Origin of the sequence: Bacillus cereus (genome assembly GCF_002577405.1) — a bacterium.
GTDB classification, from domain to species: Bacteria; Bacillota; Bacilli; order Bacillales; family Bacillaceae_G; genus Bacillus_A; species Bacillus_A cereus_AU.
This window is the reverse complement of record NZ_NULR01000027.1, coordinates 33409-49080: the sequence shown is the minus strand read 5'-3', so window position 1 is coordinate 49080 and position 15672 is coordinate 33409. Positions and strand designations below refer to the sequence as shown.

Here is a 15672-nt window from a genome sequence, read left to right as displayed (position 1 = left end):
ATGAATACAATTTCAAACTCTCAATTTATAATTTGTGAAAATCAGCAATATTTATTTTAACTAAAATCGTTGCTGAATGGTATTTTTATAAACCAAAAAGCAGGTGGTATAGATTTTTTCTATATCAACTGCTTTTTTATTATACCAACTTAAGCCAAGCCACACACTCTACATGAGTAGTATGCGGGAACATATCAACAGGTTGTACTTCCTGTGTTTTATATCCGCCTTCTTCTAGTACTTTTAAGTCACGTGCTAATGTTGCGGGGTTACATGATACGTATACGACGCGTTTTGGCTTCATGTCGATGATTGTGTTTAGTAATGCTTCGTCACAGCCTTTACGCGGTGGATCTACGACCATTGTGTCGGCAATTACGCCTTCTTTGTACCATTTTGGAATGACTACTTCTGCTTCTCCTACGCCAAATTCAGCATTTGTCATGTTGTTTAATGCTGCGTTTCGGTTTGCGTCTTCGATTGCTTCTGGGACGATTTCAACGCCGTACACTTTCTTCGCTTTTTGCGCTAGGAATAAGGAGATTGATCCGATTCCGCAATATGCATCAATTACTGTTTCGTTACCATCTAGCTTTGCGTATTCTAACGTTTTATCGTATAGCACTTTCGTTTGTTCTGGGTTTACTTGATAGAATGAACGTGCTGAAATCGCAAATTTGATGTCACCGATAAAGTCATAAATATATTCTGATCCGTACAGTACTGTCGTTGTGTCTCCAAATATTACGTTTGTACGCTTCGCGTTTACGTTTTGTACAATCGATTTTACTTCAGGGAATTTCGCTGCAATTTCTTCAATGATTGCTTTTTTGTTTGGTAGTTCAGCTGTGCGTGTAATAAAGACAAGCATAATTTCCCCTGTTACTTGTCCGTAGCGAGCCATTACATGGCGAAGTGTTCCTTTATTACGCTCTTCGTTGTACGCCGTGATACCGTGCTTTTCACAAATACGTTTTACTTCTTGAATAAGTGCATCGTTTTCTTCCGCCTGAATTAAACATGATTCCATATTAATGATGTCATGCGTTCCTTGACGATAGAAACCTGCTACAAGCCCGCCTTCACGTTCTCCAATTGGTACTTGCGCTTTATTACGATATACCCACGGGTTCTTCATACCAAGTACAGGATGAACAGGAACATCGCTTAATCCACCGATGCGTTGCATAACGTCGCGTACTTGTTTTTCTTTCGCTTGTAATTGTCCTTCATATGTTAAGTGCTGAAGCTGACAACCGCCGCACTCGTTGTACACTGGGCATTCTGCATCTTTACGATATGGACTTTCTTGATGAAGCTTCATTAAACGACCGAATGCGAAGTTTTTCTTCACTTTAATAATTTTAATTTGCGCTTCTTCACCTGGTAATCCGTTTTTAACGAAAATAGGATAGCCTTTTACTTTCGCAACACCGGCACCATCATGTGTTAAATCTTCAAACACTACATCTATAAACTCGTTTTTTTCAACTGGTGGCGTCATTTTTGTACTCATTTTCCGACCTCTCTTTTTCATAACACTGCGTTACATTTTATCATACTTATATGGTCTATTTCTATTGGAAGAAAAAAAGCTATTGACGATAGTTCTCTAGTAATGTTACGCTACTACTAATTTAATACGGACGATGTTACCTCATATATACTTGATAATATGGATCGAGAGTTTCTACCCGGCAACCTTAAATTGCTGGACTATGGGGAAAACTAATGAATATTAGCCTATGTGCAAAAAAGGACTCATATTGATTAGCTTTCTCTCATAGACGAAAGTGAATCCATATGGGTCTTTTTTTATTTTTATTTTTCTAAAAGGTCAGACATCTTACGTATGACATAAAACCTTTCCGCTTTATTTTTAGTAATATAACGAGTGTTTTATGTACAAACTTTATACGAACTTCTGAAAGGGGCAACTACATGCAATATGTAATGAGCATTATCGGTATTCTTGTCGTTTTAGGTTTATGTTTTGCTTTGTCAAACAACAAAAGTAAAATCAACTTCCGTGCAATTGCTATTATGATTGGTTTCCAAATTTTAATCGGTTGGTTTATGTTTAGCACAAAGATTGGTCAACAAATCATTATTTTCATTAGTAAAGTTTTCAACAAACTAATTAAACTTGGTACGACAGGTGTCGATTTTCTCTTTAATGGAATTCAAAGAGATTTTGTCTTTTTCTTAAATGTATTATTAATTATCGTATTTTTCTCAGCACTACTTTCTATCTTTAGTTATTTAGGTGTTTTACCATTCATCGTTCGTGTTATCGGCGGTGCACTTTCAAAAGTTACTGGTTTACCACGCGTTGAATCATTCCACGCAGTAAACTCTGTATTCTTCGGTTCAAGTGAAGCATTAATCGTTATTAAAAACGATTTACAGCATTTTAATAAAAATCGTATGTTTATCATTTGTTGTTCTGCGATGAGCTCAGTTTCTGCTTCTGTTACAGCATCATACGTAATGATGTTAGATGCGAAATATGTATTAGCTGCTCTTCCGCTAAACTTATTCTCAAGCTTAATCGTTTGCTCATTATTAACACCAGTTGATACGAAAAAAGAAGACGAAGTGATTCAAAAATTTGATAGAACTCTATTCGGAGACAGCTTTATCGGTGCAATGATTAACGGTGCGCTTGATGGTTTAAAAGTAGCTGGTATCGTCGCTGCATTAATGATCGCCTTCATCGGTGTGATGGAAGTTGTAAACTACGTAATTAGCGCAGCTTCAGGTGCAATGGGACATGCTGTTACATTACAACAAATCTTCGGTTATATCCTTTCTCCATTCGCATTCTTAATGGGTATTCCAGCTCAAGATATTATCCCAGCTGGTGGTATTATGGGTACGAAGATTGTCTTAAACGAATTTGTAGCAATCCTTGACTTAAAAAGCGCTGCTGCAACATTAGCTCCACGTACAGTTGGAATCGTTACAGTATTCTTAATTAGCTTCGCAAGTATTAGCCAAATTGGTGCGATTGTTGGTACAATTCGTGCCCTTTCTGAAAAACAAGGAAGCGTCGTATCTAAATTCGGTTGGAAAATGCTATTTGCATCAACACTTGCTTCTATTTTATCTGCGACAATCGCTGGATTGTTTATTTAATAAAAAACTCCACCTTACTTCTCCTTTTTAAAGGCAGTTTGGGTGGAGTTTTTTTATTGCCCTCTATATGTATTTTTATGTAAACTCCACCATAAAAATATAAGGTATTTTTTCCGAATTATCCCAATTTTGTATTCCCCTATATATTCTATAGTGATATGATGGACAAGGGTATAATTCAAATTTTTTCAAACCAAAAATTTGAGTTCATGTCACTTATACAAATGACGATTTCATAGCATAAGTGATAGTAATTAAAACACAATAGAAGGATGATATGATGAAAAAATATACATATATCGCTTTACTTTCTTCTGCTATTCTCGTAGGTTGTAACACTAGTGATACTAGTGATACTAGTGATACTAGTGATAAACAAATAAAAGAAGCAACATCGAAACAAGCAGTGGAACCAAAAAAAGCACAAGCAAAAACAGTTGAAATTCCTTTAACACAAGGAATTATTACATGGGATCCGTATGAATATAACGCACAAAATACCACGCTTTATACAAAAGATTTAAGAGATACATTTACACAAGTACGTTACAATATTTGGCGTACTGCTGATGGTCCTGAAAGCAAACAGACTTTTACTTCACAAGAAAAAGATCGTAATTTTGCCCTCCCACTTCATTTAAAAACATTTCATTTAAAGCGTGGCGAATTTCAAATTGAAACAGTAGGAATCAAAGAAGATAATACCGAAACAAATCTAGCAACATCGAAAATTACATTCCAACAGCATGTACCCGTTTTAATGTATCATGCGATTGAAAAATATCCTGGACCAGGCGACGGTGATTATGGCTTATACGTACCACCTGAACAATTCGAAAAGCATATGCAGTATTTGAAAGATAACGGTTATACGATGCTGACATTTGAACGCTGGCATGATATAAATCGTGTAAATAAACCTGTTTTTGTAACAATGGATGACGGTAGAAAAAATAATATGAATGCTCTTCATATTTTACAAAAATTAAAAGATGATAAATTTCAACCCGCAGCAACCGAATTTCTTACTGCCAATGAGATAGACAAACCAAATCGCCTATCAACAGATGATATAAAACAAATGATGAATTCGGGAATTTTTTCTATTCAATCTCATACTGCTAATCATACAATGATGGCTTATTCAAGCAATTACGATGAGGAATTACGTGGTTCTAAAGAAAAAATTGAAGCTCTTACTGGTAAAAAAGTCATCGCTCTCGCCTATCCAGTAGGATCTTATAATAACCCAGCTGTTGAAGAAACCAAAAAACATTATGAGTTCGCAGTTACTACTGATCATGGCAATCACATTACAAAAGGCATGCCAAACGAACAATACTTAATTAAACGCCATTTTGTCGGGCCTAATACATCGATGGAAAAATTCATAACTCTTACAAAGTAAAATCTACTAAAATGCAAAAAACAGATTTATCGAAAACCATTAACTTCTCTCACATCTAAAGATGATATGATGAACAAGGGTATGTCCCCACCGCTCTTACAGCGGTGGGGATTTTAATGTAAATATGCAGCATAATACACAATAGAAGGTGATTTTATGAGAAAATACGCAGCAATTGCTTTATGTACATCTGCCATTCTAGCAGGTTGTAATACTAGCAATGTAAGTCAAGAACCTAAAAAAGAGAAAAAGGTTCAAGAAGTTAAGAAGCAAGAAGGGACTATGCAGAAACAAGGGAAAATTTCTTATAACCCGATTACACACGAAGCTACAAACACAAGTATTCATATTACCGACATAAAAGATTCTTTAACCGAAGTACAATATAAAATTTGGCGCACTGCTGATGGAAAGGAACATACTAAATCTTTTTCTTCTAAAGAAAAGGAAAAACAATTTACACTTCCTTTTGATATAAAAGAATTTGAAGGAAAACGCGGTGAGTTCCAAATTGAAGCAGTAGGAATAAAAGAAGATGGGAAAGCCATCCCGCTCACAAAATCTACTATTACTTTCGAGCAAAAAGTTCCTGTTCTCATGTACCATGCAATTGATGATTATCATGGGCAAGGCATTAAAGATCTATTCGTATCACCAGCTAACTTTGAAGCCCAAATGAAGTATTTAAAGGACAATGGTTATACATTACTAACTTTTGAACACTGGGGCGATATAAATAAAGTAAATAAACCCATTTTCGTTACATTTGACGATGGTATGAAAAATAATATGAATGCATTTCGCATTTTACAAAAGCTAAAAGATGATACTTTTAAACCAACGGCAACAGAATATATGATTGTTGATAACGTTGATGCAGAAAGCTCTCTTTCTACATCTGAAATAAAAGAAATGGTTGATTCCGGTATTTTCTCCGTGCAATCCCACACAGCAACGCATGCTGATTTACCGAAAATTACAAACTATGAAGAAGAATTAAAAGGTTCGAAAGAAAAGCTAGAAAAAGTAACAGGTAAGCCAGTTATCGCGATTGCTTATCCATTCGGTCATGTAGATGATAAAGTTGTCGCAGAAACGAAGAAATATTATCAATTTGCGACGACAACGAAGCCTGGACAGTTCATTACGAAAGGTGAACCTGATGAATTATTAAAAATGAAACGAGTTCGCATACACCACACAACGACTGTAGAACAATTTGCTTCTTCCATTAAATAAATGTGAGAGCTCAATACATGTTGAGCTCTCTTTTTGCGCTATATTTATATATATTTTTTGAATTTTCTTGTATTATATATAGTAAGAAATCTTTCAAACTAAAGGAGATTATACATATGTCATTTGAACAAACGTTAGAGAAATATGCTGCCCTTGCAGTCAATGTTGGTGTTAATATTCAACCAGGACAAACATTATCAATTAGTGCACCTCTTGAAGCTGTACAATTTGTACGCCTCGTTACAGAAAAAGCATATAAATCTGGTGCAAAACACGTATATGTGGATTGGAATGATGAGACGTTAACACGCTTAAAGTTCGATTTAGCTCCTGAGGAAGCATTTGCTGAATTTCCATCTTGGAAAGCACATGCTCGTGAAGAACTAGCAAAAGAAGGCGCTGCATTTATGTCTATTTATGCAGAAAACCCTGATTTATTAAAAGGTGTAGAGCCAACACGTATCGCAACAGCTCATAAAGTAGCTGGAGAAGCGATGAAAGTATACCGTGATTACGTACAAGCAGATAAAGTAAGCTGGTGTGTAATTTCTGTTCCAACAAAAGAATGGGCTGCGAAAGTATTCCCTGACGCTGCACCAGAAGAACAAGAAGCAAAACTATGGGATGCTATCTTCAAAGCTACTCGTGCTGATTTAGAAAATCCTGTAGAAGCATGGAAAGAACATGATGAGACGCTACATACAAAAGTTGATTACTTAAATGAAAAACATTATAAAGCTCTTCACTATACAGGCCCTGGAACAGATTTAACGATTGAACTTCCAGAGAAACATGTATGGGCTGGTGCTGGTAGCTTAAATGAAAAGAACGTACCATTTATGGCTAACATTCCAACTGAAGAAGTATTTACAATGCCTCTTAAAACAGGTGTAAACGGCCAAGTATCTAGCACAAAACCGTTAGCATTTGCAGGTAACATTATCGATAATTTCACGTTAACATTTGAAAACGGACGTATCGTAGACTACAAAGCTGAAGCTGGTGAAGAAGCTTTAAAACATTTAGTAGAAACAGATGAAGGTTCTCACTTCTTAGGAGAGGTTGCTTTAGTACCTCATGACTCACCAATTTCAAACACAAATATTTTATTCTACAATACACTATTTGACGAAAATGCATCTTGCCACCTTGCAATCGGAAATGCTTATGCATTTAACTTAGATGGCGGTAAAACAATGTCTAAAGAAGAACTTGCTGAAAATGGTGCAAACGCTAGTATTACCCACGAAGACTTCATGATTGGTTCAGCTGAACTTGATATCGATGGTATTACTGCTGATGGCAGACATGAGCCTATCTTCCGTAAAGGTAACTGGGCATTTTAATACAAACAAAAGGCTATCTTCCACGCTGGAAGATAGCCTTTTATGATGCAGATGAAACCTTAAGTCCAATTACTCCTAAAACAATAAAGAGAATACAAAACGCTTGGAATAAGCTAATATGCTCTTTAAAAAAGTATACACTAATAATTGTAATAAGAAGCGTCCCCACACCAGACCAAATGGCATAAGCAATACTTAAATGGATTTTTTTAACAACGATGGCGAATACGCTAAAGCAAATTCCATAGAATACAAAAATAAGTACACTTGGAACGGGCTTTGTTAAACCGTTCGATAGTTTCATCGCAATTGTTCCAGCTACTTCAAAAATAATTGTTACGAGTAATAATAGCCAATATATCATACTAGAATCTCCTTCTCTGTGGCCTTATAGAGATTCTAGTATACTACTTATAGTCCTAATGAAATATATTTAATTTCTAAATATTCCTCGATACCGAAATGCCCACCTTCACGGCCGATACCACTTTCTTTAAAGCCACCAAACGGTGCTTGTGCAACTGATGGAAGTCCATCATTTAAACCGATAATACCGTATTCTAACGCTTCGCTAATTTGGAATGCTTGACTAATATCTTTCGTGAAAATATACGCAGCTAAGCCGTATGGTGTATTATTCGCTCGCTCGATTACTTCTTCAACTGTTTTAAATTTCGCAACTGGTGCAACTGGTCCAAATGTTTCTTCAGTCATACAAAGCATCGTATCATTTGCCAACCCAATTACAGTCGGTTGCATGAAATGTCCATCTAGCTCTGCAATCTGTTGGCCTCCATATAAGAGTTCTCCACCTTTTTGAACTGCATCTTCAATATGTTCTTGTACTTTTGAAACTGCATGCTCATCAATAAGTGGTCCTACAGTCGTTCCGTCACCGAATCCGTCTCCTACTTTAAGCTGTCCTACTGCCTTTTGGAACTTCTCCACAAATACTTCGTATACTTCTTCTTGGACGAATACTCTGTTTGTACATATACACGTTTGTCCTGCGTTACGAAATTTCGAACCAATCACAGCTTCTACCGCTTTATCTAAATCCGCATCATTCATTACGATAAATGGAGCGTGACCACCTAATTCTAATGAAACTTTTTTCATCGTTTGTGCAGCATTAGCCATTAATTCTTTCCCGATTTCCGTCGATCCTGTGAAGGACACTTTTCGAACGCGTCCATCTTCCATCCACGTATCAGCAATTGCTTTCGCACTACCTGTTACAATATTTATGACGCCTTTTGGAATGTCTGCTTCATGAGCTAATTCAGCTAATTTCAATGCTGTTAACGGTGTTTGACTTGCAGGTTTCACAACTGCCGTACAACCTGCTGCAAGCGCCGGGGCTACCTTTCTCGTAATCATAGCAGCTGGGAAGTTCCAAGGTGTAATAGCTGCCATAACCCCAACTGGTTGCTTCATAACTAAAATACGTTTATTCGGATGAGAAGCAGGGATCATTTCACCATATACACGTTTACCTTCTTCTGCATACCATTCAACAAAGCTATTTGCATAATTCACTTCACCAAGTGCCTCTGCAAATGGCTTTCCTTGCTCCTTCGTCATAATTGCTGCGATTTCTTCTTTATTTTCATCAATAAGTGTGAACCACTTTTTTAATTTCGCTGCTCGATCCGCTGCTGTTAACTTAGACCATGATTTAAAAGCTTCATGTGCAGCATCAACAGCTTGCTTTGCCTCTGTCACTCCGCCCTTTGGTACCGTTGCAAATATTTCCTTTGTCGCTGGATTATTCACTTCAATTTGTTCTTGCAATGTAATCCACTCACCATTTATATACATCGCCTTTTTCTCTACATTTACGAACGTCGCTTTTTTATCCAATGTTTTCTTCCTCCTCTATGAACTTCTTAATCTTCCTAGTAGCAGCAGATTGACTTATTTGCAAAAACTCAGCCACTTTGTAACTTGATCCATGTGTTTTATACGCTTTAAGAATGATATTTCTCTCTACTTCTTCTAACATTTTATAGAGACTTTGACCTGACTGTTCAACTGTTGATTCCTGCATCGCAATTGGCAAATCTTCTATTGTAACAATATCGTCAGCAGTTATAACAATTCGTTCAATTACATTTTCAATCTCTCTATTATTCCCCTCCCAAGGGTACCCAACAAACATTTGCAATGTGCTAGGCGCTAACTTTACATTCCGCCCATACTTCTCATTAAAGTGCTGTAAATAATGATAAATGAGCGGTAAAATATCTTCTGTTCTCTCTCTAAGTGGGGGAATTGAAATTGGAATGACATTCAGACGATAGTATAAATCTTTCCTGAATGTTCCTTGTTTCACCATCTCATTTAAATCTCTATTTGTTGCCGCCACAATTCTAACGTCTACCTTTTTTAATTCTCTTCCGCCTATCGGACGAAACGTTTTTTCTTGCAATACTTGTAGAAGCTTCGCCTGAATTTCAAGCGGCATTTCACCGATTTCATCTAAGAAAAGGGTCCCTTTATGCGCTGACTCTAATAATCCCTTTTTCCCTTCACGATTCGCACCTGTAAAAGACCCACCTGAATATCCAAACAGCTCCGATTCAATTAAATTGGTTGGCAATGCCGCACAATTAATTTCATAGAAGCTCTCATTCTTACGATGACTCACCTCATGTAAATGACGTACTAATCGGCTTTTTCCCACTCCAGTTTCACCTAAAACGAGAACAGTACTATCTACCACGGATACTTTTTTGATTGTTTCGACTATTTTTTGCATAGCGATGCTTTTAAAAATAAGTCCTTCATGCTCATACGTTTCTCTTAATTCTTTTTTATATGTTTTTAACTGATTATCCATTTCCTCGACCTTTTGACGTAATTGATAGAGTTCAGTAAGGTCTCGAGAATAACTAATCACTCTTCTTAAATTTCCCTCATTATCGAAAACAGGTCTTGTACGAACGTGTAAATACTCTCCGGATTTTGTCGTTTGAACGAGTTCAATCGGTCTCTTTTTTTCAATCACTTCTAATGTTGCTGATGGATAAAAAATCCCATCCTTTTGTAGTTCTTTTACATGCTTACCCACTAACTCTTCAGCAGCTAGCTGATAGTGCCTTTCACATGTACTATTTACACGTACAACGATCCCCTGCTCATCTGTAACAAAAATTTCGTCAAACGCATATTCGAATACATCTTGTAAATCCATTAACACTCGTTCCTTTTCTGCAACCATCCTAGCCACCCCTAACTTCAAATCCATCGATTCACTTCACTACTTCCATTATAAAGTGAATTTTCTGCGTTTTGTATAGAGTCAGCTAGAATGTTTGCGATTTATTCTTCAGCTTTTAAACACGAGCGATATTCGCTTGCTCATAACAAGCTTGTAATGATTCTTCAATTATTGTTAAACCTTCCTCAAGTTGCTCATCTGTAATAACTAATGGCATTAACACACGAATAACATTTCCATATGTTCCTGCTGATAATAAAAGTAATCCACGTTTATTTGCTTCTGCACATAAATTAGCTGTTAATGTTTTGTCAGGTGCTTTCGTCTTACGATCCTGAACGAGCTCAAATGCACACATTGCTCCTAACCCGCGCACATCACCGATGCAATTATATTTATTTTTCATCTCTTCGAATCGGTTCATTACAACTTTCCCTAATTCTATCGCTCTATCATTTAATTTCTCTTTTTCTATCACATCAAGTACAGCTAATGCAGCCGCACATCCTAGTGGACTTCCTGCATACGTTCCGCCAAGCTCTCCCGGTGCAGACTCATTCATAATTTCCTTACGTCCAATGACACCACTTATCGGTACACCAGCCCCTAATGATTTAGATACCGTAATTAAATCTGGAACGACATCATAATGCTCAATTGCAAAGTATTTTCCTGTACGACTAAAACCTGTTTGAATTTCATCCGCTACAAATAAGATGCCGTGTTCTGAACAGATGCTTCGTACTTCTTGAACAAATTTCTTACTCGGGACGATGAATCCGCCTTCTCCTTGAACAGGTTCCATTACAACAGCTGCAATTGTTTCTGGTGCTACTTCTGATATGAAGAAGTTCTTAAACTCTTCAATGATAAAATCATCATACTGCTCTTCCGTTAGCCCTTCTGGACGACGGTATTCATATGGAAATGGCGCTTTATATACTTCTGGAGCAAATGGACCAAATCCAAATTTATATGGTTTTACTTTACTTGTCATCGTCATTGTCATTAATGTACGCCCGTGGAAACCTTTAGAAAACGCGATAATACCAGGTCTTTTTGTATATTTACGAGCAATTTTTACCGCATTTTCAACTGCTTCTGCACCACTGTTTAAAAATAGGACTTGCTTATCAAAATTCCCTGGTGCTAACGCAGCAAGCTTTTCTGCTAATTCAATATACGGCTCATACATCATGACATTAAAGCCAGTGTGAATATATTGATCTACTTGTTTATGAAGTGCTTCTTTAACGACTGGGTGACAATGTCCTACGTTGATTGTCCCTATCGCTCCCGCGAAATCAATATACTGATTGCCATCAACATCTGTTACAAGAGCCCCATTTGCAGACTGTACAAACGTTGGGATGCCGTTACTTACTCCTTTTGGTACTATATTTTGGCGGCGTTCTAATAAAGACGCTGCTTTTGGTCCTGGAATTTGTTCATTTACTTTAGCAAATTTTTTTGTGTTCATTACGTACCCCATCCTTTTCTTTACATTGTTTTCTCTTTTCATTGCAAAATGTATGCCAACATTCTTTTCCAGCATTCATCCTATATGCCTTCTATTTCGACATAAAAAAATAAGTCTATAAGGACNNGTCCTTATAGACTTATTTTTCTCACACATTAGACTTTCCTTGTTCCAAAATAAACTCACCTGAATGAGAAATAAAATCCCCAACAGATTGTACTACTAAATCCGCAAGTGGTTCTAAAGTTTGACGATCTCCTGTACCAGATAGTACTCCAATTGCATAGCAATCACCGTTTTTAGCTAAATGTAAATCAGTTGGTGTATCTCCAACGACTGCCACTTCACACGATTCTAAACGAAACTTTTCACAAAAAGATTCTATAATTCTTTTATCCGGCTTTTGTGCTGGAAATGTATCTGAAGTTACAACATAATCAAAAAAGGACTCTAATTGATATTGTTTTAAAAATAATTCTGTTGGTGCAAAATCATCAGCTGTCACAACACCTAAAATAAATCCTCTATCCTTTAAAATTTGTAAAATTCTCGGTAAATCCGCCGTCATTTTCATATAGGAACGGTGCTCGTACATAAGTGAAAATAATTTTCCACTTACCCACTCATGCATCTCCTCTTCCTTAGATGACGTAATATACTTACAAAGCCCCTTTGCTATATCGAGGCTTGTTCCAGCTGCTAGTGCGCTACGTGGGTGAACAAATGCCCCTTCCACACCGATCTCTTTTAATAAAGTTTGCTGCATTGACTCTGGGAGTTGATATAATTTTATACAGTCCGCTACAAGTTCTTCAGCTACTTTTATCCAAATTGAGTGAAAATCCATTAATGTCCCATCTTTATCAAATAGTATTGCTTTTACCTTCTCCATAGAACCCTACCTCTCGTTTCTTATCTCCTCCAGTGTACCAATAAAATATGTATATAAAATAAACGAATTGTAAAAATACCATAAAAACCAAAATAACTTCCAATTTACAATTCCTCTACACAAAGAAAAAGGATGCCTTTACAGGGCATCCTCTTGATGTTCAGGAACGAATAATTCGAGACAATGGTACATATTTTCAAATTCCATTGGGGCATCTCCACCATATTCACCGTCTAAATTAATCATTAGTTTATCTGGTGAATGAACTTTAATTCGATTCGCTTGTGTATATAATACTTTCGGATTATTAATATGTTCACCGCGTTGTGCTTGCGTTGCTGCTTTAATTAGATCTGCGATAGACCCCTTTTTCAGTACTAATAAATCAAATAACCCATCGTTAATAGATGCATACGGTGCTACCTTTTCGAATCCACCAACTGAACGAGTATTTGTAATTAAAAACATCGTAATTTCTTCTTGTAGTAACTTCCCATCATACTCGATTTCAACATACGTTGGATGTAATGATGGTAACATTTCGATTCCTTTTAAATAGTAAGCAAGTTGGCCTAATACCGTTTTTAGCTTGCTTGGTACTTCATATGTTAATTCTGTAATACGGCCGCCACCAGCGATATTAATGAAATATGTATCATTCGCTCTACCAAGATCTAACGGTACCGTTGTTCCTTCACAAATAATATCCGCAGCCTCTTCAATAACACGAGGTACACCGATCGCACGTGCAAAATCATTTGTCGTTCCAACTGGAATAATTCCAAACTTTGGACGATGCTCATGTCCTACTAAACCGTTCACCACTTCATTTAATGTACCATCACCACCAGCTGCGATAACAACATCAAACTTACGATCCGCAGCTTGCCTTGCTGCCACAGTCGCATCTCCAGGACCAGTTGTCGCATGACAAGACGCTTCATATCCAGCTTGTTCTAGTTTTTGTAATACTTCTGGTAAGCTCTTCTTAAATAGCTCACGCCCAGAAGTAGGATTATAAATAATTCTTGCTCGCTTCATCATTTATTAGCACAGGAAATTTCTTTATTCATTGAAAAAGAACATACCGAAACTTTATTCAGTATTCCTATGCCTACCTCCTCTCATCTTCCTATCCTTCTTTTATCCCGCTCAAACAGGCAGTAAGAACCCGATTCGTGTAGTCCATCAAAAGCAATATTCATTTCAATGGTTTTGTTTTATTTGACAAAAAAATTTATGTCCATCTATTTTCCTCATAACAATTTACATATAACGAATAATAACTATCTATTACTTCATGAGATGAAAAAAACCTCTATGTTTAGATTTATCATTATTCCCACCTTTTTGCAACTATCATACCATAGTTGCTATACAAACATTTTTCCACTTTTGACAGTTAATCAAACGTTTGTTTAAACGATTTTTTCTCATTTAAACAAACGTTTGATTAACCTAGAAAAACACCCATGTATGGGTGTTTTTCTGCTTAATCTTTACAATTCACTACTATTTTATCGCTTATTAATCTCTTCAAGTAAGATTTTATTAACAAGCGGTGGATTTGCTTGTCCTTTTGTAGCTTTCATAATTTGACCAACTAAGAAGCCAATTGCACGGTCTTTACCGTTTTTAAAGTCTTCGATAGATTGCTCATTATTATCAAGAATTTCTGTTACAACTTTACGAAGTGTACCCTCGTCAGAAATTTGAACAAGACCTTTCGCTTTAACGATTTCTTCTGGGTCTCCACCTTTTTCAATTAATTCGTTAAATACTTTCTTCGCGATTTTAGAAGAAATTGTACCTTTTTCAATTAATTGAACCATTTTAGATAGACCAGCAGGCGTTAATGCAACGTCTTTTAATTCTTTTTGTTGCTTGTTTAAGTATGCAAGCACTTCACCCATTAACCAGTTTGATGTTAATTTCGCATCAGCACCGTCTGCAACTGTTGCTTCAAAGAAATCAGACATCTCTTTCGTTAATGTTAATACGTGTGCATCATAAGCTGGTAAGCCAATTTCTGCAACGTAGCGAGCTTTACGTGCATCTGGAAGTTCCGGAATAGAAGCACGTACTGCTTCTTTCCACTCATCATCGATGTAAAGTTCAACTAGGTCTGGCTCTGGGAAATAACGGTAATCGTCAGATCCTTCTTTCACACGCATTAAGATTGTTTTTTTCGTTGCTTCATCATAACGGCGTGTTTCTTGTTGGATGATACCACCAGATAATAATTCTTTTTCTTGGCGTACTTGCTCATGCTCAAGACCTTTTTGTACGTAAGTGAATGAGTTTAAGTTTTTCAGTTCCGCTTTTGTACCGAACTTCTCTTGTCCAACTGGACGAAGGGAAATATTCGCATCACAACGTAGAGAACCTTCTTCCATCTTACAATCAGATACGCCAGTGTATTGAATGATTGATTTTAACTTCTCTAAGTATGCGTATGCTTCTTCTGGCGTACGCATATCTGGCTCAGATACGATCTCGATTAAAGGCATACCTTGACGGTTGTAGTCTACTAATGAACCATCAGCTGTATGCGTTGATTTACCAGCATCTTCTTCTAAATGAAGACGTGTAATACCGATACGTTTCTTTTTACCGTCTACTTCGATTTCAATCCAACCATTTTCTCCAATTGGCTTATCGAATTGAGAGATTTGGTAAGCTTTCGGATTATCTGGGTAGAAATAGTTTTTACGGTCAAACTTTGTTTCCGTTGCGATTTCACAGTTTAATGCCATTGCAGCTTTCATTGCAAAGTTAACTGCTTCTTTATTTAAAGTAGGCAGTACCCCTGGGTATCCTAAGTCAATTACACTTGTTTGTGTATTTGGCTCCGCTCCGAATTCTGTTGGACTCGCAGAGAAAATTTTCGAATTTGTTTTTAACTCAACGTGAACCTCTAAACCAATAATTGTTTCTAAATTCATC

12 protein-coding genes and 1 riboswitch are annotated in these 15672 nt (G+C 36.7%); of the genes, 4 read left to right on the top strand and 8 right to left on the bottom strand.

Going from position 1 to position 15672, the window contains the following annotated elements; genetic code table 11:
- Window positions 1-139: 139 nt before the first annotated feature.
- A complete protein-coding gene (gene rlmD, locus COC96_RS25075; protein ID WP_098769595.1) occupies window positions 140-1516 on the bottom strand; it encodes a 23S rRNA (uracil(1939)-C(5))-methyltransferase RlmD in 1377 nt (458 codons plus the stop codon).
- A gap of 121 nt (window positions 1517-1637) precedes the next feature.
- Window positions 1638-1739: riboswitch (purine riboswitch) on the top strand.
- Between the two features lie 202 nt (window positions 1740-1941).
- On the opposite strand from rlmD, the gene COC96_RS25070 reads away from it, so the two are divergent.
- From COC96_RS25070 to COC96_RS25055, 4 genes are all read left to right on the top strand, one after another.
- Entirely contained in the window at window positions 1942-3138 is a 1197-nt protein-coding gene (locus tag COC96_RS25070) for a NupC/NupG family nucleoside CNT transporter (protein WP_098269713.1), read from the top strand.
- Between the two features lie 280 nt (window positions 3139-3418).
- Window positions 3419-4546, top strand: a complete 1128-nt coding sequence (locus tag COC96_RS25065) for a polysaccharide deacetylase family protein (RefSeq protein ID WP_098769593.1) — start codon at window positions 3419-3421, stop codon at window positions 4544-4546.
- Window positions 4547-4702: 156 nt separating this feature from the next.
- A complete protein-coding gene (locus COC96_RS25060) occupies window positions 4703-5785 on the top strand; it encodes a polysaccharide deacetylase family protein (RefSeq protein ID WP_098769591.1) in 1083 nt (360 codons plus the stop codon).
- 116 nt (window positions 5786-5901) lie between these two features.
- Window positions 5902-7131 carry an aminopeptidase gene (locus COC96_RS25055; protein ID WP_098269716.1) on the top strand — a complete coding sequence of 410 codons (1230 nt, stop codon included), beginning with the start codon at window positions 5902-5904 and terminating at the stop codon, window positions 7129-7131.
- A 40-nt stretch (window positions 7132-7171) separates the two neighbouring features.
- Here COC96_RS25055 and COC96_RS25050 read toward each other — a convergent pair whose 3' ends face one another.
- The 7 genes from COC96_RS25050 to gatB form a co-directional block, all read right to left on the bottom strand.
- Complete coding sequence (locus COC96_RS25050; protein ID WP_000641002.1) at window positions 7172-7495, bottom strand: DMT family transporter; 324 nt, start codon at window positions 7493-7495, stop codon at window positions 7172-7174.
- Between the two features lie 47 nt (window positions 7496-7542).
- Complete coding sequence (gabD, locus tag COC96_RS25045) at window positions 7543-8994, bottom strand: NADP-dependent succinate-semialdehyde dehydrogenase (RefSeq protein WP_098269717.1); 1452 nt, start codon at window positions 8992-8994, stop codon at window positions 7543-7545.
- The gene (locus COC96_RS25040; RefSeq protein WP_098769590.1) at window positions 8987-10354 is read right to left on the bottom strand and encodes a sigma-54 interaction domain-containing protein; all 1368 of its coding nucleotides are present in this window, start codon (window positions 10352-10354) and stop codon (window positions 8987-8989) included. The genes gabD and COC96_RS25040 overlap by 8 nt, the downstream gene beginning before the upstream one ends.
- 115 nt (window positions 10355-10469) lie before the next feature.
- Window positions 10470-11834, bottom strand: a complete 1365-nt coding sequence (gene gabT / locus COC96_RS25035; protein WP_176538806.1) for a 4-aminobutyrate--2-oxoglutarate transaminase — start codon at window positions 11832-11834, stop codon at window positions 10470-10472.
- A gap of 148 nt (window positions 11835-11982) precedes the next feature.
- Window positions 11983-12726, bottom strand: a complete 744-nt coding sequence (locus COC96_RS25030; protein ID WP_098269720.1) for an HAD family hydrolase — start codon at window positions 12724-12726, stop codon at window positions 11983-11985.
- A 138-nt stretch (window positions 12727-12864) separates the two neighbouring features.
- Window positions 12865-13770, bottom strand: a complete 906-nt coding sequence (locus tag COC96_RS25025; protein WP_098269721.1) for a diacylglycerol kinase — start codon at window positions 13768-13770, stop codon at window positions 12865-12867.
- A 473-nt stretch (window positions 13771-14243) separates the two neighbouring features.
- Window positions 14244-15671 (bottom strand): Asp-tRNA(Asn)/Glu-tRNA(Gln) amidotransferase subunit GatB, encoded by a 1428-nt coding sequence (gene gatB, locus COC96_RS25020; RefSeq protein ID WP_001047683.1) that lies wholly within the window; start codon window positions 15669-15671, stop codon window positions 14244-14246.
- Window position 15672: the final 1 nt, after the last annotated feature.

Coding starts and splice junctions, on each gene's coding strand:
- COC96_RS25030 (WP_098269720.1), bottom strand. CDS start 12,726: ATGGAGAAGGTAAAAGCAATACTATTTGATAAAGATGGGACATTAATG.
- COC96_RS25025 (WP_098269721.1), bottom strand. CDS start 13,770: ATGATGAAGCGAGCAAGAATTATTTATAATCCTACTTCTGGGCGTGAG.
- rlmD (WP_098769595.1), bottom strand. CDS start 1,516: ATGAGTACAAAAATGACGCCACCAGTTGAAAAAAACGAGTTTATAGAT.
- gabT (WP_176538806.1), bottom strand. CDS start 11,834: ATGAACACAAAAAAATTTGCTAAAGTAAATGAACAAATTCCAGGACCA.
- gatB (WP_001047683.1), bottom strand. CDS start 15,671: ATGAATTTAGAAACAATTATTGGTTTAGAGGTTCACGTTGAGTTAAAA.
- COC96_RS25050 (WP_000641002.1), bottom strand. CDS start 7,495: ATGATATATTGGCTATTATTACTCGTAACAATTATTTTTGAAGTAGCT.
- COC96_RS25065 (WP_098769593.1), top strand. CDS start 3,419: ATGAAAAAATATACATATATCGCTTTACTTTCTTCTGCTATTCTCGTA.
- COC96_RS25070 (WP_098269713.1), top strand. CDS start 1,942: ATGCAATATGTAATGAGCATTATCGGTATTCTTGTCGTTTTAGGTTTA.
- COC96_RS25060 (WP_098769591.1), top strand. CDS start 4,703: ATGAGAAAATACGCAGCAATTGCTTTATGTACATCTGCCATTCTAGCA.
- COC96_RS25040 (WP_098769590.1), bottom strand. CDS start 10,354: ATGGTTGCAGAAAAGGAACGAGTGTTAATGGATTTACAAGATGTATTC.
- COC96_RS25055 (WP_098269716.1), top strand. CDS start 5,902: ATGTCATTTGAACAAACGTTAGAGAAATATGCTGCCCTTGCAGTCAAT.